Raw genomic sequence first — 22351 nt, forward strand, 5'->3', positions numbered from 1 at the left:
AAACAGACCCGGAAACGCCGATCAACCGCAATTCACGCCCGGAACAACTCTCAAACCGTCAGAATGAAGAGGTTTCCGGAGGTGCCCAGTTTTTCAAGCTCCATGACGCCTCAACCTCCAATCCTAGAACGCTCATATATGATAACACTGATCCACAATATTTCAATGGATGCACAGTGGGAAAAGCAGCGTTTTTCTGCTTTTCAGTCAGAAGAACACTGATCTTGGTGTTATTCCCTATGCGCTTATTTCCAAACGATACGGGCCGCATCCTTGGGATGCGGCCCGTCTTCGGTTGGGTCAGGCGGGAATGGCGGCTTTCGCTTCGCCCAGGGCCTCAAGGGCACTGGCGAGAATTCCCGAGGCGTTGAGACCGATCGTCTCGTACTGGGTATTGGGGGCGTCGTGCTCGACGAAATAGTCGGGCAGCATCAGCGGCCGCACCTTGAGGCCGTTGTCCAGGGCGCCCCGGGCGGCCAGCAGGGTCAGGACATGGCTGCCGAAGCCGCCGACCGAGCCCTCCTCGACGGTGACCAGGACCTCATGGTCACGGGCAAGGCGCAGGATCAGCTCCTCGTCCAGCGGCTTCATGAAGCGGGCATCGGCCACGGTGGGCGCCAGACCACGCGCCGCCAGTTCCTCGGCCGCCTTCAGGCACTCGGCCAGACGGGTGCCGAGCGACAGGATGGCGATGCGCGAACCCTCGCGGACGATGCGGCCCTTGCCGATGGGCATGATGGTGCCGCGCTCGGGCAGTTCAACGCCGACGCCCTCGCCACGGGGATAGCGGAAGGCAGAAGGGCGGTCGTTGATGCTGACGGCGGTGGCCACCGCATGCATCAGTTCGGCTTCGTCCGACGGGCACATGATGACGATGTCCGGCAGGCAGCCCAGGAAGGCCATGTCATAGGCGCCGGCATGGGTGGCGCCATCGGCGCCCACCAGACCGGCGCGGTCGATGGCGAAGCGCACGGGAAGCCTCTGCAGCACCACGTCGTGCTGGACCTGATCATAGGCGCGCTGCAGGAACGAGGAATAGATGGCGCAGAACGGTTTGAAGCCCTCGCAGGCCAGACCGGCCGAGAAAGTCACCGCGTGCTGCTCGGCGATGCCCACGTCGAAGCAGCGGGCGGGGAAGCGATCGCCGAACTTGTCCAGGCCGGTTCCGGCGGGCATGGCGGCGGTAACCGCCACGATGCGGTCGTCCTTTTCCGCCTCGGCCAGCAGGGCCTTGGAGAATACCGATGTGTAGCTGGGGGCGTTGGCCTTGGGCTTGTCCAACTGGCCGGTCAGCACATCGAAGCGACCGACGCCGTGATACTTGTCGGCGGCAGCCTCGGCGGGGGGATAGCCCTTGCCCTTCTTGGTGATGACGTGGATCAGGACCGGCTTGGTATCCTCGGATTCGCGGACATTTTTCAACACCGGCAGCAGATGGTCGAAATTATGGCCATCGATGGGACCGACGTAATAGAAGCCCATCTCCTCGAACAAGGTGCCGCCGCCCGAGACCATGCCACGGGCGTATTCCTCGGCCCGGCCCACCGCGCGCTCCAGCGGCGGCGGCAGCAGATGGGCCAGATCCTTGGCGAAATGGCGCAGCGAGTGATAGGACGGCGACGACAGCAGCCGCGACAGATAGGCGCTCATGGCGCCTACCGGCGGCGCGATGGACATGTCGTTGTCGTTGAGGATCACCACCAGGCGCGACCCCAGCGCCCCGGCATTGTTCATGGCCTCATAGGCCTGGCCGGCGCTCATGGCGCCGTCGCCGATCACGGCGATGACGTTGAAATTGTCGTCCTTGAGGTCGCGGCCCGCCGCCATGCCCAGCGCCGCCGAGATGGAGGTGGAGGAGTGACCGGCGCCGAAGGGGTCGTACTGGCTTTCCGAACGGCGGGTAAAGCCGGACAGGCCGCCGCCCTGGCGCATAGTCATCATGCGGTCCTTGCGGCCGGTCAGGATCTTGTGGGGATAGGCCTGATGGCCCACGTCCCAGATCAGCTTGTCCCTCGGGGTGTCGAAGACGTAGTGCAGCGCCACCGTCAGTTCGGCGACACCGAGACCGGCGCCGAGATGGCCACCGGTAAAAGACACCGATTGGATCATGGCCTGACGCACTTCGTGGGTCAGTTGCTCCAGTTCCTCGACAGAGAAACTGCGGAAATCTGCCGGATTGGAAATGCGGTCCAGCAGGGGGGCCTTGGGCTTGGGCGGTGGGCGAGTCATTGGAATTTGGTACCTTACGAACGGCGCTGAACGACGTAACGGGCGACGTCGCGCATCAGATCGGCCTTATCGCCGAATGGGTCGAGATGACGGCAAGCCTGGTCGGCCAGCATGGCGGCCTGGGCCTTGGCACGGTCCAGCCCCAACAAGGAGACAAAGGTTGCCTTGCCGGCGTCGGCATCCTTTTGGACAGCCTTGCCGACCTCAGCGGCATCGCCTTCCACGTCAAGAATGTCGTCGGCGATCTGGAAGGCCAGCCCAAGGTCGTGGGCATAGTTGCGCAGAGCCAGGCGAAGCTCGCCATGGGCCTTGCCCAGCACGGCGCCAGCCTCGCAGGAGAACGAGAACAGCCGTCCGGTCTTCAACTGCTGCAACCGGGTGATGCCGGCCACGTCCAGGTCCAGGGTGTGGGCCTGGAGGTCGATCATCTGGCCGCCCACCATGCCCTGGCCGCCGGAGGCATGGGCGAGGTCGGCCACCAGATCACAGCGCACGGCGGGGTCGGAATGGGTCGCGGGATTGGCCAGGACCTCGAAGGCCTTGGTCAGCAAGGCATCGCCCGCCAACAGGGCGGTGGCCTCGTCGAACTTCTTATGGCAGGTGGGACGGCCACGACGCAGATCGTCATCATCCATGCAGGGCAGGTCATCATGGACCAGCGAATAGCAGTGCACCATCTCGATGGCGCAGGCGACGCGGATGGCGGCGGTCTCGGCCACGTTGAACAGGCTGGCCGACTGCATCACCAGGAAGGGGCGCAGCCGCTTGCCGCCATCCAGGGTGGCATAGCGCATGGCTTCATGGACGCGGGCATCGGCGCTCTCGGGCACCGGCAGCAGGCGATCAAGCTCGGCATTGACGGAGCGGCTGATGACGGTCAGGGCGTCGGCGAGGCGGGGAGAGAGCGGAGAATTGGTCAAGGATTTCACTCGGTTGTGGATCACGCGATATCATCGGCGGTGGCCAGCGCCACGCTTCCCTCCGGTCCCGACACGATTCGATCGACCCTGGCCCGGGCCTCCTCAAGTTTGGCGGCGCAGTGAAGCTTCAACTGCGCGCCGCGCTCATAGGCGGCGATGGCATCGTCCAGCTTGCCCCTTCCATCCTCGAGCTGGCGCACGATGCGGTCCAGTTCGGCCATGGCGTCCTCGAAGCTCAAGGCGGCGATATCGGGCGGCAGGTCTGCCATTTTGGTCCTGGTCGTGATGTCGGACTCCGACGAAGCGCGGAAGTTTACGGATGCGTCGCCGCAATGGCAAGCACCCATCCACTGTACATAGGGCTGGTTCCGCCTAAAGTCCCATCAGGGCGCGCACATGCTCGCGCACGCTGACCGCCAGGGCGCGGAGGTCGTAGCCGCCCTCCAGAACCGAGACCACCCGATTTCCCGCGAATTCCGAGGCGACATCCAATAACTGGCGGGTGATCCAGCCGAAATCGGCGGTGGTCAGGCGCAAATGGGCCAGAGGGTCGGCGGCATGGGCGTCGAACCCCGCCGAGATGATCAGGAAGTCGGGCTGGAAGGCCCGTAGCTTGGGCAAGAGGATGTCGCTGAAGGCGACCCGGTAGTCCGCCGAGCCGGTGCCGGGCGGCAGCGGCACATTGACCATGATGCCGTCGCCGCCGGTTTCCTCGGGGAAGCCGGTATTGGGAAAGGCGTGCTCCTGGTGGGTGGAGGCATAGAAGGTGCCGGCCTCGTCCCACAGGATGTGCTGGGTGCCGTTGCCGTGATGGACGTCGAAATCCACCACCGCCACCCGCTTGAAGCCGTGGGCGTCGCGGGCGTGCAGGGCGGCGACGGCGGCATTGTTGAAAAAGCAGAAGCCCATGGCGGCGTCGCGCTCGGCATGGTGCCCGGGGGGGCGGACGGCGCAAAAAGCGTTGCGGGCCAGGCCCTTGGCCACGGCGTCCACCGCCGCTACGGCCCCCCCGGCGGCGCGCAAGGCGGCCTCGCCGGAATAGCGCGACAGAATGGTGTCGGGGTCGAGGTGGTGGTGGCTGTCGCTGTTGGGGACCGAATCCAGCACATAGTCGATATGGCTGAGCGGGTGAGCCCGCATCAACTGTTCCATGGTGGCATGCGGCGCTTCCTCGCGCGGCAGCGTCGAGAACTCCTCGGCCTCGAGGGCGGCCAGCACGGCCTTGATCCGATCGGCGCATTCGGGATGATAATCGCCGGTATCGTGCTGAAGGCAGACCGGGTGCGTGAACAGCAATGTGGTCATTGAAGTGTCGGACGTCCCATGGTTTTAAAATTTTGTTTATTGTCGGGGAACGTCGGCGCAATTTCCATCCCTGATTTCGCAAACGGATAATTCGAGAATGGTGGCCAAGCTTCGGGTGGATCAATTGCTGGTGGATAGGGGGCTGGCCGAAAGCCGCTCGCGCGCCCAGGCCTTGGTCATGGCGGGGTTGGTCTATTCCGGCGATCGCCGCGTCGACAAGCCCGGCACCGCCCTGGCGGCGGATTGCGCCCTGGACTTGAAGGGCCAGGACCATCCCTGGGTATCGCGCGGCGGCCTGAAACTGGTCAAGGCGCTGGACGATTTCGCCATCGACCCGTCGGGCTGGGTGGCGGTGGATGTGGGGGCGTCCACCGGTGGCTTTACCGATGTGCTGCTCAGCCGGGGCGCGGCCAAGGTCTACGCGGTGGATGTGGGCCATGGGCAACTGGCGTGGAAGCTGCGCATCGACGCCCGGGTGGTGGTGATGGAAAAGACCAATGCCCGCCATCTGACCTCCGAACAGCTTCCCGAGCCGCTGGACCTTGTTGTGTGCGACGCCAGCTTCATCGGGCTGGAGACGGTGCTGCCCGCCGCCCTGGCGCTGGTCCGTCCCGGCGGGCGGCTGGTGGCGCTGATCAAGCCGCAATTTGAGGTGGGCAAGGGCAGGGTGGGCAAAGGCGGCGTGGTGCGCGAGCCCGAACTGCATGCCGAGGTCTGCGAGCGCATCCAGGCCTGGCTGTCCTCGCTGCCGGGCTGGATTGTGGACGGCATCACCGAAAGCCCCATCAAGGGGCCGGAGGGCAATGTGGAGTTCCTGATCATCGGACGCTTCGCCCCATGTGCTCCCGCTTCGAGCTGAACCACCCCGCCCGCGAGGTGAGGACGCGATTCCATCTGTCGGAGCCGCCCATCCTGGCCCGGCCGGGCGAGACCCGCCCCACCGACATGGCCCTGGTGATCGGCCCGCGCGGCGCGCGCCTGGCCCGCTGGGGCCTGCCGGTGGAGTGGGAGACACGGCCCCTGATCAACGCCCGGGCCGAGACCCTGGCCAGCCGTCCCACCTTCCGGCCACTGCTGGCGGGTGGGCGCGTCCTGGTTCCCGCCAGTTGGTGGTGGGAGTGGCGGGTCGAGGGCAAGCACCGGATCAAGACCCGGCTGTCGCCGGTCGACGGCCATATCCTCGCCCTGGCGGGTTTGTTCGACGGCGAGCGCTTCGTCATCGTCACTTGCGCCGCTTCCGAACAGATATTCCCGCTGAATGACCGGATGCCGGTACTGCTCGGGGAGGATGCGGCGCGGGACTGGCTTGATCCGAAGACTCCAGCGGCGGCGGCCTCGCGGGGGTTGCTTCCATCGGAGATGGCGCTGGAATTGACCGCCGAGACGCCGCCCCCGGCCCAGGGCGATTTGTTTTAGCTCCGGTAGCTGATCATCCAGTCGCGCAGCTTCTCGGCCGGCATGGGCTGGGCATAGCGGAAGCCCTGCACCTTGATGCAGCCAGCGTCTCGCAGATGGGTTTCCTCGCCCTCGGTTTCGACGCCCTCGGCGACGATGGACATGTCCAGCGCGTCGGCGAGGCCGAGGATGGCCGAAACGATGGCGGCGTTGTCGCTCTGGCTGTTGACGTCGCGCACGAAGGAGCGGTCCACCTTGATGGTGGAGAGCGGCAGACGCTTGAGATAACTGAGGCTGGAATAGCCGGTGCCGAAATCATCCACCGACACCTGGATGCCGATTTCGCGCAGGCGGGTCAGCTGTTCGATGGCCTTTTCCGGCTCGGCCATGACCGTGCTTTCGGTCAGTTCGATTTCCAGCAGCGACGGTTCCACCTCGTATTGGCGCAACAGGTCCGAGATGCACTCCACCAGGGCGGTGTTGAGGAACTGGCGGCCCGAGACATTGACCGCCACCTTGATGGGGGGAATCCCGGCGGCGCGCCACGATGCCTGCTGGCGACAAGCTTCCTCCAGCACCCACCAACCGATCATGGAAATCAGGTTGGTTTCCTCGGCCACCGGGATGAACACGGTGGGCGAGACCAAGCCGCGTTCGGGGCAGTTCCAGCGGATCAAGGCCTCGACCCCGGTCATCAGTCCGGTCTGCAGGTCGATCTGCGGCTGGTAGTAAAGCTGGAATTCCGAGCGGACCAGGGCGCGGCGCAGGGCCTCTTCCAGCTTCAGGCGGTCCAGCGCCTGATCATTCATGTCGGAATCGTAGAAGCAGAAGGTGTTGCGGCCTTTCTGCTTGGCCCGATACATGGCGGCATCGGCGTCCTTCATCAGGGAGGTGAAGTCATCGCCATCCTCGGGATACAGCGCGATGCCGATGCTGGCGCCCACATGCACCACATGGCCCGACAACTCCACCGGCTCTTCCAGGGCGGCGGCGATCTTTTCAGCCACCTCCGCCAGTTCGCTGGTGCTCTGGAAATGGGTCAGAACCACCACGAATTCGTCGCCGCCCAGCCTCGCCACCGTGTCGCTGCGCCGCAGGGTTTGGCGCAGGCGATCGGCCACAACCTTCAGCAACTGGTCGCCCGCCACATGGCCCAGGCTGTCATTGATGATCTTGAAGCGGTCAAGATCCAGGAACATCAGACCGATCTGGCGACGCTCGCGCCGCGCCAGCTCGATGGCGTGCAGGACCCGGTCTTCCAGCAGCAGACGGTTGGGCAACCCGGTCAGGGTGTCGTGGGTGGCCTGATGGACCAGCCGCAGTTCGGTTTCCTTGCGCTGGGTGATGTTTTCCTTCACCGCCAGGAAATGGGTGATCTCGCCTTCGTCGTCGCGGATGGGCGACAAGGTGGCGTATTCCCAGAACAAGGTGCCATCCTTGGCGCGGTTGCACAACTCGCCTTGCCAGGTCGAGCCGTGGCCCAGCCGGTGCCACATGTCGCGATAGACCGTGTTGGGGGTCTCGCCCGATTTGAGCAGGCGCGGGTTGCGCCCCAGCACCTCGTCCTCGGAATAGCCCGACACCAGCACGAAGGCACGGTTGACATATTCGATGTTGCCCTTGGCATCGGTGATCATCACCGCCACGGGAGCCTGTTCCAGCGCGGTTTCCAGCTTGCGCAACTGCATGCGGCGCTGGTGGCTCTGGGTGACGTCGCGGCTGAACAGGGCAATACGCCGGATGCAGCCATCGGAATCCGCCACCGGATGCATATGGACATCGAACAGGCGATCGGCGACGGCGTCATGGCCCTCCACGGTCTCGCCCCGTTCCAGCACGCGGGCGGCACCACGCCGCAACCGCTCGGCCACCGGGCCGGGCAGGCAGTCCCAGATCGAGCGTCCCACCAGATTCTCATGGCCGTCGCCGATAATGGCGGCAGCGGCGGCATTCAGCGCCAGCACCGTGCCGGTCTCGTCCAACAGGGAAATGCCATCCACCGAGGAATCCAGCATGGTGCGGAACAGGGCCTTGCTGTCGCGCAAGGTGCGCTCGGCCTGCTTGCGCTTGCTGACGTCATAGATCCAGGCAAGGTTGACGTCCTCGCCGTTCAGGATGGCGGGACGGATGGTCAGAACCGACCAGAAGGGCGAGCCGTCGGCCCGGCGGAATTCCACGTCGGCGGCGTCGATCTCGCCGGCTTCCCGTAACTGGCGGACCACATCGTGGCGCTGGTGCTCGTCGGCGAAGTGGCGGCGCGCCGGAGCGCCGATGCACTGTTCACGCGGGATGCCGGTGATTTCGCAGAAACGACGGTTGACGAACACGACGACGCCGTCGCGGCGGCGCGACACGGAAACCCCCACGGGGCTTTCGTCGAGGATGCCCAGGAAGTCGGTGATCTCGGCGGGAACGGACATGGATGGCGAATTAACCCGAGGCCCTTGCTCTTGTCAAACCTAGCCGAAAAATGACGAAGTGTCACGGGTGCGAAGTCGGTTGATCACTCGTTTGGCGCATGCCCCGAATGCGGGGGCGAGGGGAATGTCATGCGGGACTACACTTGACCATGACCAATAGCGCACAAATTATCACTTTCACCGTTGTTTCTTTGAACTATGATCCGTCATCATCAAGGGCGGATATTTGAGGAATTGCGGCTGCTTATCCAGCATGGGCGGTCGGGAATGACCCAGGGGGGAGCTTCGTGATACGGATCAAGTCTGGACATGCCATGGCGGCTGCCATGGCGGCCCTGCTGTCGGCATGCACTGTCGGCCCCGACTATGTGCGGCCGGAGCAGCCGGTTCCCGTGGACTTCAGGGCCTCATCCAACGAGCGCCAGGTCCTGGCGAGGCCCAAATCTCGCTGGTGGACCCAATTCGGCTCGGCGGAGTTGAACGCCCTGGTGGAAGACGCGCTGGCCAGCAACCACGATGTCCGCGCCGCCAAGCAGCGCATCGCCCAGGCCGAGGCCAAGGCGGGGATCGAGGCGGGCGCTTTGCTGCCCACGGTCCAGGGCTCGAGCAAGATGGAGACGGGCAAGAAGAGCTCCAATTCCTTCGCCCAGTCGGCCACCGTCGTCCAGCAGCTCTATCAGGCCAGCATCGAGGTCAGCTACGAAATCGACCTGTGGGGCAAGAACCGCTCCGCCATGTCGGCGGCGCTGGCCACCGCCCAGTCCAGCGTGTTCGAGCGCGAGACGGTGGTGGTGACCCTGGTGGCCGATGTGGTCGGCACCTATTTCCAGTATCTGCAGTCCTGCGAGCGCGCCGTTGTTGCAAAGCGCAATATCGAGAACATGAAGCGGGTCCTGTCCAAGGTCGAGCATCGCCAGCGCATCGGCGAGGGCAGCGAGTTGGAGGTCTACCAGCAGGCCACCGCGCTGCATAACGCCGAGGCGATCCTGCCGGTCATCGAACTGACCCGCGAGCAGCAGCTCAACCGTCTGGCCTATCTGGTGGGCAAGTCGGCCACCGAACTGAAGCTGGAGGGGCGCAGCCTGGACGATGTGATGATCCCCGAGGTTTCGGAAGGCCTGCCCTCGGAACTGCTGCTGACCCGTCCCGATATCCGCCGGGCCGAGGCCAATCTGGTGGCGGCCAATGCCAATATCAACCTGGCGCGGGCCAAGATGTTCCCGTCCTTCACCCTGACCGGTGAACGCGGCTGGGCCAGTTCCGACCTGCACAATCTGATTTCCCCGGGCAGCATCATCTGGACATTGGCGGGCAAGCTGGCCCAGACCATCTTCGACAACGGCAAGTCCAACAGCGAAATCGCCTATTACGAGGCCCGCTGGAACGAGTTGGTGGAACTTTATCGCCAGTCCATCATTGCCAGCCTGCGCGATGTCGAGGATTCCCTGGCCAATATCCGCTACTCCAAGGAGCGCGACGAGGCCCAGGGGCTGATGGTCGGGTCGGCCCGCAAGGCCTTCACCCTCAGCCAGGGCGCTTTTTCCATCGGTATCGTCGACTATCTGACCGTGCTGGAAACCGAGCGTACCCAGTACAATGCCGAGGATATCAAGATCCAGACCCGTTACGGGCGGCTGTCGGCGGCGGTGGGCCTGTTCAAGGCCCTGGGCGGCAGCATCGAGCCGGAAAAGGAGGAATTGCGGACCAATCCCGATGGTACGGCCGCTCCCATTCCGGCCGGAGGCGCCGTTCCCGGCCCCGGCGATTTCCAGAACCAGAGCAGCGGGCTGAGGGCCTATTATGACATACACTCCTAAGGTCGCTCTGGTGGTGGCCGTGGCGCTGCTTTCGGGCTGCACCGCCGTCGAGACCACTTTCCGTCAATCCAGCCTCAAGCAGGTCCGCATCGACGGGCACGACATCACCGTTTCCTGGATCCGGGTCGATAACGACGATGTCGACATGGTGGTCTACGAGGATGCGCTGTGGTCTGGAACGCCCAGCCCGGACATGCCCCGGCTCAACCGGGCCCTGGCTCGTCGCGCCGCCGAAAGCGTCATGGACTGGCGTTGCCTGGGACTGGGCTATCGCCCGGTGCAGCCGTCGGCCACCACTGGCGACGAACGCTACACCTTCCGCTATGCGTGCGGCCGTGATGACGGAGGCAGGAAATGATCGGGCTTCGCTGGGCGGGCGTGCTGGGGCTGGCCCTGGCGCTGGGGGGCTGCGGCACCTGTGATCTGGGCGGCGTCCAGATGCGGGACAGCCTGACCACCGGCCGGATGGTGTTTACCGGACCGTCGGAGCAGCGTGATGGCGCCTGTCACGCCGATGGCGACGGCGAGCGACTGCGCTCGGAGGTGGATAAGGCCACCGGCAAGGCGATCCACTGGGTGGATGCGCGCATGCGGTGGACCGGAACCGGCACCGGCCGCAGCTCTTGGGTCTCGGCCAAGGATGCCGCCACCGGCAAGCGTTTGGCCCTGGGGCTGACCTTCCGCGATGTGGGCGAGTGCTCGCGCTTCATGGGCATGGGATGCGACCACCGCGAGGAGATGACCGCCCAGATTCCCGAGGATGTGATGCGTGCTGGGGCCGAGGCCGAGGATGGCCTCGGCATCACCTTCACCCGCAACAGCGGATTCTTCACCACCATCCGCTTCAGCCGCGAGCAGGTGCGGGCCCATCTGGACAAGGTCGACGGCTGGCGCAGTGCCAATCCGACCAAGTCCAAGCCCTGATGCCCTGAATGAAAAAGCCCCCCTTCCCGCGAGAGAGCCGTTGGGACTAAGTGTGTTTCGTCATGGCCGGGCTTGACCCGGCCATCCACGGCTACGCCAGCCGCTCGTACAGATCGTCCCAGTTCGGATTATCGGTCAGGATCAGCTTGACCTTCCATGCCCTCGGCCAATGTTTGAGGTTTTTCTCCCGCTGAATGGCGGTGCGGATATCCTCGTATCGTTCCGCATAGACCAACTGCTTCAGCCCGTACCGCTTGGTGAAGCCGTCGGCGACCCCCTCCCGGTGCTCCCAGGCTCGACGCGCCAAATCGCTGGTCACACCGACGTACAGCGTGCCATTTGGTCGGTTCGTCATGATGTAGACCCAGCCGCCCTGCATGCTCGTATGATGCGGCCAACCCTGGGTGTCTGCAACCAACGGCGTGGATGGCCGGGTCAAGCCCGGCCATGACGGAAAAAATCTTCGGCAAATGAAAAGCCCCGCATCCGGCGCTATGCCTGATACGGGGCTTCCCTCAAACACACCTAGTCCCAACGGCTCTTTCCCGCGAGGGAAGGGGGGCTTTTCGTTTGCCGCCTCAGCTCGTCAGTTTTTCGATCTGAGCGAAGGCGATCTGCTGTGCCGTGTCGCCGAAGGTGATGGTTCCGGCGGCGTTGTTGAACACCACTTCGTGATTGGTGTTGTCGATGGTGGCGCTGCCCTGGCTCAGGTGCACGATGAACTCGCCGGTATCGGGATGGGATGCCGAAGTGGCGATGATGTCGTTATTGGCATCCATGGCATACAGCCAGTCGCCATGGCCATGGGCGGTGGTCTGCATCCACAACTGGTCGATCCCGGCGCCGCCATTGATGGACGAGACCGCGTCGCCGCCCGCCACCAGCAGAATGTCGTTGCCGCCGCTGCCCAGCAGGGTGGTGGCGCCGGTGGCGCTCCACTGGACGGTGCCCAAAGTGTCGCCCGCCAGGGTGACGCCCTGATTCTGCGCCACATCACCGATGGTGGCGGTGGTCTGAACCGTGTCGGTGGCACCGGCGGCGTCATAGACCTTGATTTCCAGGGTGCGGACGCCGGGCGCCATGGCGCCTGACGGGTTGGTCAGGATCAGCTGTTCGGCCAGGGCCTCGTAAGTATTGGCATCGGCGGTGCCGGTCAGCGACAGGGTATGGGTGCCCTGGTTGAAATTGATGCCGAAGGTGTGGCCGTTGAAGTCCACCGCCAGGTCGCCATTGATGTCCAGGCGGGGCTGCAGGCCGACCATGCTGATACCGTCGCCGGTCAGGGCTCCGGTCGTGATGGAGATATCCATGCGGGTCAGGTCGGGATTGGCGACGCCATCGGCATTATCGTTGATGTTGATGTAGTTGTTGGTGCCTTCCGGGATCACATAGATCGGACTGGTGATGGCGCCCACCTCGGACTGGCCGCTGGCGCCGCTGAGCACCATGTCGGGGGCATCGTTGATGGCGTTGACATGCACCACCAAGCTCTGTTCGGCGCTATAGCCGTTGGTGGCGCCTTCGGTGGTATGCGCCTTCACCGTCAAGGTGATGTCGCCATTCCAGTTGCTGGGCGGCTGGATCTTCAGATTGGCGTCCAGCAGGTTGGACGGAACATGCCAGAAGCCATCGCCGGACACATTGATGGCGGTGGCGCCGTTATAGAGCACCGACCCGGCCGGAGCGCCGGAAATCAGCACCTCCACCGTTTCGCTGTCACTATCCGGGGTCGCCGCAGCGATGTTGATGGCGATCTTGCTGTCCTCGTTGCCCGAGGCGAAATAGCCATCGGCCGCCGAGGTCAGGTCGGTCAGGGTCAGAGTCGGCGTATCCGCCACGCCCGCCAGGGTGATGGAGAAGGCCTGGGTATAGCTGGTCGCCGTGGTCAGGCCGTCGACGCTGGTGGCGGTGGCGGTCATGGCCCAGCTTCCCGATTCGTGCAGCTTGCCGAGGAAGAACAGGGGCTTGGCGGTCACCGCATTCCCCGCGCGGGTGAACAGGTCACCGTCTTCCAGCTTCCACGAGCCGCCGCCGAGATCGGTGCCGATGGCATTGCCCGCCGCATCGACGAAGCTGGCGCCGGTGGGCACGCCGGTGATGGTCACCGACAGGGTTTCCGACAGGTCGATCAACTGGGCGTTCAGGGTGATGGGCAGGGCCACATCTTCCGACCCGTTGTTGACCGCCACCGGGTCGACGGTGGGGGTATCGGCCACGCCCGCGACCGTCACCGTGAAGCTGCCCGAGGAATGGGCGATGCTCTTGTTGCTGGGCTCCAGGGTATAGGCGTCGACGGTCAGGGTATAGGTGCCGGAATCGTCCTGGGGTGGCAGGATCTTGACGTTGGAAAGCTGGACCTTCCAGGCGCCGTTGACCTGCACCAGCGAGACATTGGCGTCCTTGACGGTCCAACTGCCGTCGCTGTTCTTCAGGGCGCCGTCGATCACCGCGTTGGCGGGCATGCCGCTCAGCTTGATCGACAGGTATTCCGAGGAATAGGTGCCGCCGCCGACCACGTCGGGGGCATCGATGGACACGTTGAAGGTGATCCAGCTGTCCTCGTTGCCCGAGACATTGGCGGCGGTGATGGTCGGATCATCCGCCACAGCGGTGAGGGTGATGGTCTTGGAGCCGGTAGTCAGCACATTGATGGCGCTGGCGTCGTCGCCATGCAGGCTCAACGTGTCGCCGGCCTCGGTCACCGTGATGGAGGCCGAAATGGTCAGCGAGCCGTGATAATGGGCGGGCGGCACCACCGACAGGCCGTTCAGGGCGATATGGCCGCTGGCATTGAAGTCGCTGACGCCAAAGTCGCTGACATTCAGGCTATAGGTGCCATTGGTGCCGGTCTGGGCGACGCCGTTGAGCAACAGTTGCGAACCACTGGGCAGGGTGATGGTGATCACGCCGCCATTGGCGATGATTTCCGAGAAATCATTGTCCCGCTCCTGGAAGTCCAGGGTGAAGGGAATACCCGCGAAATCCTCGGTGGAGTTGGCGGCGGTGATGGAGACGCTGGCCCCGTCGGTGTCGGGGTCCAGGGTCGCGACCACCAGTCCGCCATTGGGGGTGGAGGTGGTGGCGGTCAGGTCGCCATCGGTGGCCACCGCCTTCAGGTTGACCTTGACGTCGCCCGCGAAGTCGTCGGGCGGATTGACGGTCAGGGTGCCGATATCGGCGGGCTTGATCACATGTTCGCCGGTGAAGGGATTGTCCCAACCGGCGGAACTGGAGATGGACACCCCCGCCTGCTGGGTTCCCACCACGATGGCGGTCACCGTGCCGCCATTGGTGGCGGCGGGCGAGGCGCTGACATTGTCCAGGCTGAAATTGACATCCTCGGTGCCTGGCTTCGGCGTCGCGTTGATGCTGGGCGGATTGAGCACCGGAATATTGGGATCGGACCACCAGTTGTAGCCGTTGCCGTAATGGCCGTCGGCATCGGTGATCTTCAGGTGCAGGGTCTGGTCGAAAGTGTCGGTGACGGTGCCGCCATCGGGATCATTGTCCTTCAACACGGCGCGGATGGTCAGGTCGGCCTCGCCGGTGCGAAGCTGGGAGGAGGCATAGAGGTGCCAGCCCGCCGACCCGGCGGTATAGGGCACGATCCAATAGCCGTTACCCGCATTGACCACGCTGTTGTTGGTATCGGTCAGGATGACGCCGTTGGGCACGCCCGCGATGACGAAATACATGGACGACGGTTCGGACCCATCCAGATCCCCCAGGGTGAGGGACAGGCCCAGATCGATCTGGCTGCCCACCTGGCCGCTGGCCTGGTTGCCCGCGGTCAGGGCATCGGTGTCGGTCACGGTGAAGGTGGCCGGGGTATCGACCACCGCCGAGATTTGGACGGACCCATTGACCGTCCGGGTCTCGGAATCGAAGATGGTGCCGTCGGCATTGTATTCCGACGAAGTGCCGCTGACCTTGAACGGCACATCCTTGGACCAGTCCTCGGGCAATCCCTTGATGGAGAGGCCGGAGACCTGATTGGTGGCGGTGTTGTAGCCGCTGGTCACGTCCAGGACATGGTTGCCGCTGGCGTCGGTGGGCAGGTCGGCGATGGCGTAATCGGTGTTGTTCCACCGCACCGTCAGCGGCGGGAAAGCCGCCAGATCGGCGGTATTGAACACCAGGGTGACATTGCTGATTTCCTCGATGCCACCCGACACGGTCTCGCCGGGATTGACGGTGACTGTCATGGGAATGCCATTGGCGTCCCAGCCATCCTCGGCGATGGCGGACGACACCGAGATGCTGGGCGCGTCGGCGTCCTGGGTGACCACGATCCTGAGATCATGGGAGGCGATCAGGGAATCGCCGTCATTCTCGGTGGTGATCAGGTCCAGCTTGACGGTGCCGGTGATGGTCCCCGAGAAATTGGCGGGCACCCCGAAGCGGACATCGGCCAGATGATTGGGGTCGATGGACCACTGTTCATTGCCGTTGGCATCGGTGCCCAGATACTTGGCGTATTTCTCGTTGCCCGACGTCATGGACATGGTGACGTTGGCGGGAATTTCCTTGATGACGATGGAGAGCGTCTCCGGTCCGTGCACGCTTCCCGCCGCATCCACATCGACGATGTTGTACTGCTCGAAATGCGGGTTGACCAGATTGTCCTCGACCCCGGTGGCGACCAGGACATTGCCGTCATGGAGAGCGTCGGGGAAGGTGACGCCGTCCGAGATGCCCTTGACGATGACCTTCAGGGTCTGGGCAATGGAATCGGCAGTGTCGTTGTTGTTGCCGAGATTGGCTTCGGTCGAGCGTGCCACCACCGACAGGTCGAAATCCTGGTTGGAGTCCGGGCGGGGCTGGAGATAAAGGTTGGTCAGGTCGGCCTTGGCGAAGCGCCAGACCGTGCCGGTGGCGTCCTCGACGAAGGCGCCGTTCACCAGCTTGCCCAGGGTTCCCACCGTGGTGGTGCCGGTGGCGCCGGTATAGAACAGCGTTCCGGCCGGGGCGCCGCTGATGAAGATATCGGAAATGCTTTCCGAGCCGTCGGTGTCGGTCACCGCCGGGCGGATGTCCAGCGCCACCCGCACATCCTCGTTGGTGCGCACATGGGTGACCTGGAGCGTCGGCGTGTCGGCCACCGCGTCGATCACCACCTTGAAGCTGACCGAATTGGTGGCGGTCGAGCTGTTCTCGCTTTCCGCCGAGATGGACTTGAACAGGAAGCTGTAATTGCTGGCGCTGGCCAGATCCAGATTGGTCGGCGGCTTCAGCATGACATCGGCCAGGGGCAGATTGGTCAGGTCGGCGACGCCGTTGCTAATGCTGATCTGGGTGTAGCTGCCGTCGTGATTGTCCTTCAGCAGGGTCCAGCCGGTGGGAATCTGCTCCAGCGTGATGGAGGAGAAATGCTCGGGATCGGGGTTGTAGGCCCCGCCCACCGGATTGGCGTTGGGGCCGTCCACCAGATTGGTCACCAGCCCCAGATTGAGGGCGGTGTCCTCGGTCAGATGCACCACGCTGTTCACATCGGCGGAGCCGACGCTGATGGTGGGCTGGTCGGCCACGGCGGTGACATTGATCACCGCTCCGGTGGCGGTGGTCTGATGGGTGATGCCCGCGTCGGTGTCCGTCGTGGTGACCTTGATGGTATAGGTCATGTCGTTGGCGTTATGGGTCGATGGCGTGAAGGTGACGCCGCTCAGGGTGAAGACGCTGGTGGAACCGCCCTGCGAGACCACGGCGGATTCCGGGATGGTCCACAGCGTCGTTCCATCCCCCTGATCCACGCCGGAGATCACGGTGCCGTTGACGCGGAGGGTGCCCGAGATCATGTCGGGATCGGACGAGATGAACAAGACCGGGCCGGTCAGATGCTCGGAGCCATCGGTATCCACCAGGGTGAAGGTGGGCGTGACCCCGATGGCGGTGTCCTCGTTGCCGGTATTGCTGGCGCCGACGGTGGTGGCGTCGGCCACCGGATTGACCTGGAGCGTCAGGCGATCCCAATCAGACCAGGCTTCGCGCGAACGGGTCAGTCCGGCGTCGGACAGGCCGGTGGGGCTGTTGCCGGCATTGTAATCGGCCTCGCGGGTGCTGACCTGGATGTCGAAATGCAACTGGCTGCTCAGGCTCGACCAGTTGGCGGCGCCACCCACATAGACCTTGCCCCCGAACAGATCGGCGGCGGAAACTGTCCAATAGCCGCTGGCGGGCAGGGCCTGGATTTCGCCGCTGGTGATGGTGGCATCGGTGCTGATGGCCAGACGCGATCCCGCCTCGATCGGCTTGATGCGGAAATTGGTCAGGGACTCGCGAACCGTATCCACCAACTGGCCATTGACCGCGAAGGTCTGCGGATCGATCACGGTCCGCAGATTGTAGTAATCATCCTCGTTGATGGTCTGGGCCGGTTCGATCACCGGCGAGACCGGCTTGTCGGCGTCGCCATAGACCACCACGCTCGGGGTGACGGTGGTCACCGCCACCGGGCCGGTATAGGTCCCATCGGCGGCCTTTTCCGTGGCCACCGAGGTCACGGTAAGGGTGAAGTCATCGTCGCTGTGGAGCGGCAGGTTCTGGACCTTCAGACCCGACAACTGGGCCGAGGTCAGCTGATAGGACCCGGCCGGGATCACCGTGCCGTTGGCCAGGGTGATCGGATCGGTCAGCAGGGTTCCGGCGCTGAGCGTGCGGCCGCCGGTCAGGCCGGAGACATAGATGCTCAGTTGTTCCGAGCCATCGCTATCCACCAGACCGGTGGTGATGTTCAGCACCGCGTATTTGTCCTCGACGCCAATGCCCGAGGCGGAGAGGGTCGGGGCGTCGGCCACCGGATTGATGCCGAGCGTCAGGCGGTCCCAGTCGCTGGTGGCGGTGGCGGTGCGGCTCAGCCCGTCGAACAGGCCCGAGGTATTGGCGCCATGATCGGCCTCGCGCGTCACGCTGCGGACATCGAAATGCTTGTCCAGCGACCAGTCGCCCCAATTGGCCGGACCGGCCACGGTGACCTTGTCGGCGGCCAGATCGGCGGGATCGATGGTCCAATAGCCATCGGCGGGCAGGGCCTGCTCGACACCATTGATGAACAGGCGCGATCCGGCCTCGATGGGCTTCACATGCAGGGCGATGATGCTCTGCGAGCCATCGGCGCTGTCGACGCCATTGGTGGTTTCCACCGCGAAATGGCCGCCGCCGATGGCGGTGTGCAGATTGTAGGTGGCGTCCTCGTTGATGACCTGACGGTCGTCCACCACGGCGGTGGTGGGGGTGTCGGCGTCGCCGAACACGGTAACCGCCACATTGACCGAAGCGCCTGCCGTGGTCGTGCCGTCGCTGGTGACGGCGGTGACGCCCAGGTTGAAATCGCCATTGCCGTTATGATTGGCGCCGTCGCTCTGGGCGTCCAGGCCATAGACCCGCACATGCTGGGCCGCTTGGGCGCCGGTCACCATATACGACCCCGCCTTGACGACGGTGCCGTCGGTCAGGGTGAAGTCGGCATCCACCCGGGTGGCATCGGTCAGGTTGCCATTGGCGTCGGCGATCTTGACCACCATGCCCACCGGGGAGGTGGCGGTGGGCTGGATGTAGTAGGCGACGGTCTCGGAGCCATCCACGTCGGAGGAGGCGGCCGATATGTTCAAGGCGGCGTATTTGTCTTCCACCGCGATGCCGTTGGCGACCAGATTGATGGGGGTATCGGCCACCGGATTGATGCCGAGCGTCAGGCGGTCCCAGTCGCTGGTGGCGGTGGGGGTGCGGGTGAGGCCGTCGAACAGGCCCGAGGTATTGGCGGCGTAATCAGCCTCGCGGGTCACGCTACGGACATCGAAATGCTTGTCCAGCGCGTCATTCAGGCTGCCCCAGTCGGCGGGACCGGCCACCGTGACCCTGCCCGACGACACGTCGGCGGGGTCGAGCGTCCAATAGCGGTCGCCATTGGCGTCGGCGGCGGGCAGGGTTTGCTCGACACCATTGATGAACAGGCGCGATCCGGCCTCGATGGGCTTCACATGCAGGGCGATGATGCTCTGCGAGCCATCGGCGCTGTCGACGCCATTGGTGGTTTCCACCGCGAAATGGCCGCCGCCGATGGCGGTGTGCAGATTGTAGGTGGCGTCCTCGTTGATGACCTGACGGTCGTCCACCACGGCGGTGGTGGGGGTGTCGGCGTCGCCGAACACGGTAACCGCCACATTGACCGAAGCGCCTGCCGTGGTCGTGCCGTCGCTGGTGACGGCGGTGACGCCCAGGTTGAAATCGCCATTGCCGTTATGATTGGCGCCGTCGCTCTGGGCGTCCAGGCCATAGACCCGCACATGCTGGGCCGCTTGGGCGCCGGTCACCATATACGACCCCGCCTTGACGACGGTGCCGTCGGTCAGGGTGAAGTCGGCATCCACCCGGGTGGCATCGGTCAGGTTGCCATTGGCGTCGGCGATCTTGACCACCATGCCCACCGGGGAGGTGGCGGTGGGCTGGATGTAGTAGGCGACGGTCTCGGAGCCATCCACGTCGGAGGAGGCGGCCGATATGTTCAAGGCGGCGTATTTGTCTTCCACCGCGATGCCGTTGGCGACCAGATTGATGGGGGTATCGGCCACCGGATTGATGCCGAGCGTCAGGCGGTCCCAGTCGCTGGTGGCGGTGGGGGTGCGGGTGAGGCCGTCGAACAGGCCCGAGGTATTGGCGGCGTAATCAGCCTCGCGGGTCACGCTACGGACATCGAAATGCTTGTCCAGCGCGTCATTCAGGCTGCCCCAGTCGGCGGGACCGGCCACCGTGACCCTGCCCGACGACACGTCGGCGGGGTCGAGCGTCCAATAGCGGTCGCCATTGGCGTCGGCGGCGGGCAGGGTTTGCTCGACACCATTGATGAACAGGCGCGATCCGGCCTCGATGGGCTTCACATGCAGCGCGATGATGCTCTGCGAGCCATCGGCGCTGTCGACGCCATTGGTGGTCTCCACCGCAAAATGGCCGCCGCCGATGGCGGTGTGCAGATTGTAGGTGGCGTCCTCGTTGATGACCTGACGGGCGTCCACCACGGCGGTGGTGGGGGTGTCGGCGTCGCCGAACACCGGCACGTCCACCGTCACCGACCGCCAGGACTGGCGGTCGAACACCTCGGAGGAATCGGCGGTGACTTCCGGTCCGCGCTCGGTGGCGACAGAGGTCACCGAGACCTGCAGGTCGGCGGCGCCGTCATGGTTGGTGCCATCGCTCTGCGCGGTATAGCCGGTCAGGCGGACATAATGGGCCGCCTGGGCGGCGGTGACGGCGTAGGAACCCGCCGGGATGGTGGCGGTGCCCAGGGTGGAATTGGACAGACTGATGGCGTCGGTGACGGGGGTTGCCGCCACATAGGTGCCGGTGGCGGCGTCATAGACATTGACCACCACGCCCGCCGGAGCGGTCAGGTAGACGGTCAGGTTCTCGGAACCATCGGCGGCGTCCACCAGGGCGCTGCTAATGTTGAGGGAAATGTACTTGTCCTCGACGCCCACGCCGGTGGCGGTCAGGCTCGGCTGGTCGGCCACCGCCTTGACCACCACGGTGACATCGGCCAGGGCCTGGCTGGTGTCGGGGGCGGTGGCGTCGCCCAGCGCGGTGTTGCGGTCGGGAGTGTCGCCGCTGTTGCGGGCATCAAAATCCTCGGCCACGGCGCGCAGCTTGAAGGAAATGTCATCGTCCTTGTGGACGGTCTTCCAGCGCACATCCAGGTTCTGCAAGGAATCGGTGACGTTATAGCGACCGCCGGAGGGCACCAGGATCTCTCCCGCGGTATGGCCGTTGGCGGTGGTGGCATAGCGCAGCTCGGCGTCGGCGGGCAGATTCTCCAGCCACACCGTCAGGGTCTCGGTGCCATCGGAGGAATTGACATTGGCCGAGAGGTCCAGCCTGATCCAGGTGTCCTCGTTGCCGGTTCCGGACCCGGCGACGCTGGGGTCGACGATGCCCACATCGACACGCAGGTCCAGCGGGCCGTTGACGGCCACATCGCCGTTCATGCCCTCGGTGGTGGCGGAACGCACCTCGAAGGTGAAGTCGTCGGAAACATTATTCGGCGGCCGGACCTTGAGATCGGCCAGATCGGCGGGATCGACCTTCCACGACCCGGCCTTGATCATCGTGCCGTCTTCCAGGGTCAGGTCGGAGGTCAGCAGGGTGCCGTGGTTGAGCTGGGTGCCCACCGGCATGTCGTGGCCGCCCCACGAGGCGCCGGGCTTGGGGGTGATGTAGACCGCCAGGGTCTCGGAACCATCGGCGTCCACCAACTGGGTGGTGATATGGCCACCCAGTGAAATCCAGCTGTTCTCCATGTCGGCCACATGGGTGACGGCGAGCGGCGGCTGGTCGGCCACCGCTTCCACATGCACCGGCAGGGTCTTGGTGATGGACGAGGTATCACCGTTGGATTCACGGGCGGTGGCGGTGACTTCGAAGGTCAGGTCACCGGAATAGTGCTCGGGCCGAACCAGATAGAGATCGGGGGCATTGGTGGGCCAGTCGAAAGTCCAGCTATCGCCGCTCTGGGTTCCCAGCGGGGTTCCCGAGGCATCGGAGAAGGTGAAGCCGTCGGGCACGCCCTTGATGGTGATGGTCAGGGATTCGGAACCGCCATCGCTGTCCTGCAGCTTGGGGTCGATATCCAGCTTCATCTTGCGGTCGCTGGGGGTGGTGCCGTTCAGATCCTCGATGCCGTCGCTGATGCCGAAATCGAGGGTGGGCGTCTGGGCCGTCGCCAAGGGATTGACCACGACATCTTCGGGCACTTCCACCGGCGGGGCCTCGGTCACGACAGGGGCCGCCACCTGCTGCGCGGCCGCCGGAGCCTCCTCGGGGGCCTCGGGCTCATCAATTCCCTCGGGCCGCGGATCGGGGCGGGGGTCTTCGACGCGATCCTGGGGCCGCTCCACCTGGATGGGCGGCGGGGTCGGGGCGTCGACGGCGAATTCCTGGACCTGGGCCTCGGGCTGCTGCTGCGGATGCGGGTTCTCGAACCGGGCATCGACCTGATTGTCCGGCTCCGAGGCGGGGGCCACATCCTGCTGGATGTTGTCGGCGGCGGGGGTGGCGGGGCCTTCGTTGATGCCGCCACCCACCATCTTCTCGAAAGTGGTGCGTCCGGCGCTCTGGACATTGGCGAAACCGGCGACGTCGTCGCCCTCGGCCTCGGAGGTATCCGCCAGTTCGTTCTCGGTGGCGTCGTCAAGACCTTCCTGGCCCTTGCCGTCCATGTGAAGGGCGTTCAGCGTGGTGACATTGGCGCTGTCGGCGCCCCCAACCTCATTCGAGGTCTCGGGTGTATTCGGCTGGCCCTGATCGTCCTGGCTCATGACACTCTCCCCAATCTATCGGAAACGCGGAAACCCCC

The 22351-nt window shown here is 64.6% G+C and carries 13 protein-coding genes; 6 read left to right on the forward strand and 7 right to left on the reverse strand.

Features of this window, described 5'->3' with window-relative positions; genetic code table 11:
• On the forward strand, positions 1-222 hold a 222-nt coding region (locus tag A6A04_RS22830; RefSeq protein WP_216636077.1), incomplete at its 5' end, for a hypothetical protein.
• Positions 223-300: 78 nt separating this feature from the next.
• Here A6A04_RS22830 and dxs read toward each other — a convergent pair.
• The 4 genes from dxs to A6A04_RS03805 form a co-directional block, all read right to left on the reverse strand.
• Positions 301-2229: a 1-deoxy-D-xylulose-5-phosphate synthase gene (gene dxs, locus A6A04_RS03790; RefSeq protein ID WP_068490085.1), complete on the reverse strand. Its 1929-nt coding sequence runs from the start codon at positions 2227-2229 to the stop codon at positions 301-303.
• A 14-nt stretch (positions 2230-2243) separates the two neighbouring features.
• Positions 2244-3173 carry a polyprenyl synthetase family protein gene (locus A6A04_RS03795; protein WP_407670238.1) on the reverse strand — a complete coding sequence of 310 codons (930 nt, stop codon included), beginning with the start codon at positions 3171-3173 and terminating at the stop codon, positions 2244-2246.
• Positions 3170-3418 carry an exodeoxyribonuclease VII small subunit gene (locus A6A04_RS03800; RefSeq protein ID WP_068490087.1) on the reverse strand — a complete coding sequence of 83 codons (249 nt, stop codon included), beginning with the start codon at positions 3416-3418 and terminating at the stop codon, positions 3170-3172. The genes A6A04_RS03795 and A6A04_RS03800 overlap by 4 nt, the downstream gene beginning before the upstream one ends.
• Positions 3419-3521: 103 nt before the next feature.
• Complete coding sequence (locus A6A04_RS03805; RefSeq protein WP_068490089.1) at positions 3522-4454, reverse strand: histone deacetylase family protein; 933 nt, start codon at positions 4452-4454, stop codon at positions 3522-3524.
• A 97-nt stretch (positions 4455-4551) separates the two neighbouring features.
• Between A6A04_RS03805 and A6A04_RS03810 the strand changes: the two genes are divergently transcribed.
• On the forward strand, positions 4552-5313 hold the full coding sequence (locus tag A6A04_RS03810) for a TlyA family RNA methyltransferase (RefSeq protein ID WP_068490091.1): 762 nt from the start codon (positions 4552-4554) through the stop codon (positions 5311-5313).
• Positions 5292-5870: an SOS response-associated peptidase gene (locus A6A04_RS03815; RefSeq protein WP_068490093.1), complete on the forward strand. Its 579-nt coding sequence runs from the start codon at positions 5292-5294 to the stop codon at positions 5868-5870. The genes A6A04_RS03810 and A6A04_RS03815 overlap by 22 nt, the downstream gene beginning before the upstream one ends.
• Here the strand turns inward: A6A04_RS03815 and A6A04_RS03820 are convergent.
• The gene (locus A6A04_RS03820; protein WP_068490095.1) at positions 5867-8269 is read right to left on the reverse strand and encodes a sensor domain-containing protein; all 2403 of its coding nucleotides are present in this window, start codon (positions 8267-8269) and stop codon (positions 5867-5869) included. The genes A6A04_RS03815 and A6A04_RS03820 overlap by 4 nt on opposite strands.
• 287 nt (positions 8270-8556) lie before the next feature.
• On the opposite strand from A6A04_RS03820, the gene A6A04_RS03825 reads away from it, so the two are divergent.
• From A6A04_RS03825 to A6A04_RS03835, 3 genes are read left to right on the forward strand one after another with little or no spacing between them, the layout of a single operon-like run.
• A complete protein-coding gene (locus tag A6A04_RS03825) occupies positions 8557-10086 on the forward strand; it encodes an efflux transporter outer membrane subunit (protein WP_156612460.1) in 1530 nt (509 codons plus the stop codon).
• Positions 10070-10444 carry a hypothetical protein gene (locus tag A6A04_RS03830; protein WP_156612461.1) on the forward strand — a complete coding sequence of 125 codons (375 nt, stop codon included), beginning with the start codon at positions 10070-10072 and terminating at the stop codon, positions 10442-10444. The genes A6A04_RS03825 and A6A04_RS03830 overlap by 17 nt, the downstream gene beginning before the upstream one ends.
• Positions 10441-11010 (forward strand): hypothetical protein, encoded by a 570-nt coding sequence (locus A6A04_RS03835; RefSeq protein WP_068490100.1) that lies wholly within the window; start codon positions 10441-10443, stop codon positions 11008-11010. The genes A6A04_RS03830 and A6A04_RS03835 overlap by 4 nt, the downstream gene beginning before the upstream one ends.
• A gap of 91 nt (positions 11011-11101) precedes the next feature.
• On the opposite strand, the gene A6A04_RS03840 is transcribed toward A6A04_RS03835, so the two are convergent.
• Together A6A04_RS03840 and A6A04_RS03845 are read right to left on the reverse strand one after the other, a co-directional pair.
• Positions 11102-11389 (reverse strand): GIY-YIG nuclease family protein, encoded by a 288-nt coding sequence (locus tag A6A04_RS03840; protein ID WP_068490102.1) that lies wholly within the window; start codon positions 11387-11389, stop codon positions 11102-11104.
• Positions 11390-11588: 199 nt separating this feature from the next.
• On the reverse strand, positions 11589-22313 hold the full coding sequence (locus tag A6A04_RS03845) for a hypothetical protein (protein ID WP_068490103.1): 10725 nt from the start codon (positions 22311-22313) through the stop codon (positions 11589-11591).
• Positions 22314-22351 lie beyond the last annotated feature (38 nt).

The sequence above is a fragment of the Paramagnetospirillum marisnigri genome, from assembly GCF_001650715.1.
Lineage (GTDB): Bacteria > Pseudomonadota > Alphaproteobacteria > Rhodospirillales > Magnetospirillaceae > Phaeospirillum > Phaeospirillum marisnigri.

Excerpts from the sequence above, each read along its gene's own strand:
- dxs (WP_068490085.1), bottom strand. The coding sequence starts at position 2,229 with ATGACTCGCCCACCGCCCAAGCCCAAGGCCCCCCTGCTGGACCGCATT.
- A6A04_RS03800 (WP_068490087.1), bottom strand. The coding sequence starts at position 3,418 with ATGGCAGACCTGCCGCCCGATATCGCCGCCTTGAGCTTCGAGGACGCC.
- A6A04_RS03805 (WP_068490089.1), bottom strand. The coding sequence starts at position 4,454 with ATGACCACATTGCTGTTCACGCACCCGGTCTGCCTTCAGCACGATACC.
- A6A04_RS03810 (WP_068490091.1), top strand. The coding sequence starts at position 4,552 with ATGGTGGCCAAGCTTCGGGTGGATCAATTGCTGGTGGATAGGGGGCTG.
- A6A04_RS03815 (WP_068490093.1), top strand. The coding sequence starts at position 5,292 with ATGTGCTCCCGCTTCGAGCTGAACCACCCCGCCCGCGAGGTGAGGACG.
- A6A04_RS03820 (WP_068490095.1), bottom strand. The coding sequence starts at position 8,269 with ATGTCCGTTCCCGCCGAGATCACCGACTTCCTGGGCATCCTCGACGAA.
- A6A04_RS03830 (WP_156612461.1), top strand. The coding sequence starts at position 10,070 with ATGACATACACTCCTAAGGTCGCTCTGGTGGTGGCCGTGGCGCTGCTT.
- A6A04_RS03835 (WP_068490100.1), top strand. The coding sequence starts at position 10,441 with ATGATCGGGCTTCGCTGGGCGGGCGTGCTGGGGCTGGCCCTGGCGCTG.
- A6A04_RS03840 (WP_068490102.1), bottom strand. The coding sequence starts at position 11,389 with ATGCAGGGCGGCTGGGTCTACATCATGACGAACCGACCAAATGGCACG.
- A6A04_RS03845 (WP_068490103.1), bottom strand. The coding sequence starts at position 22,313 with ATGAGCCAGGACGATCAGGGCCAGCCGAATACACCCGAGACCTCGAAT.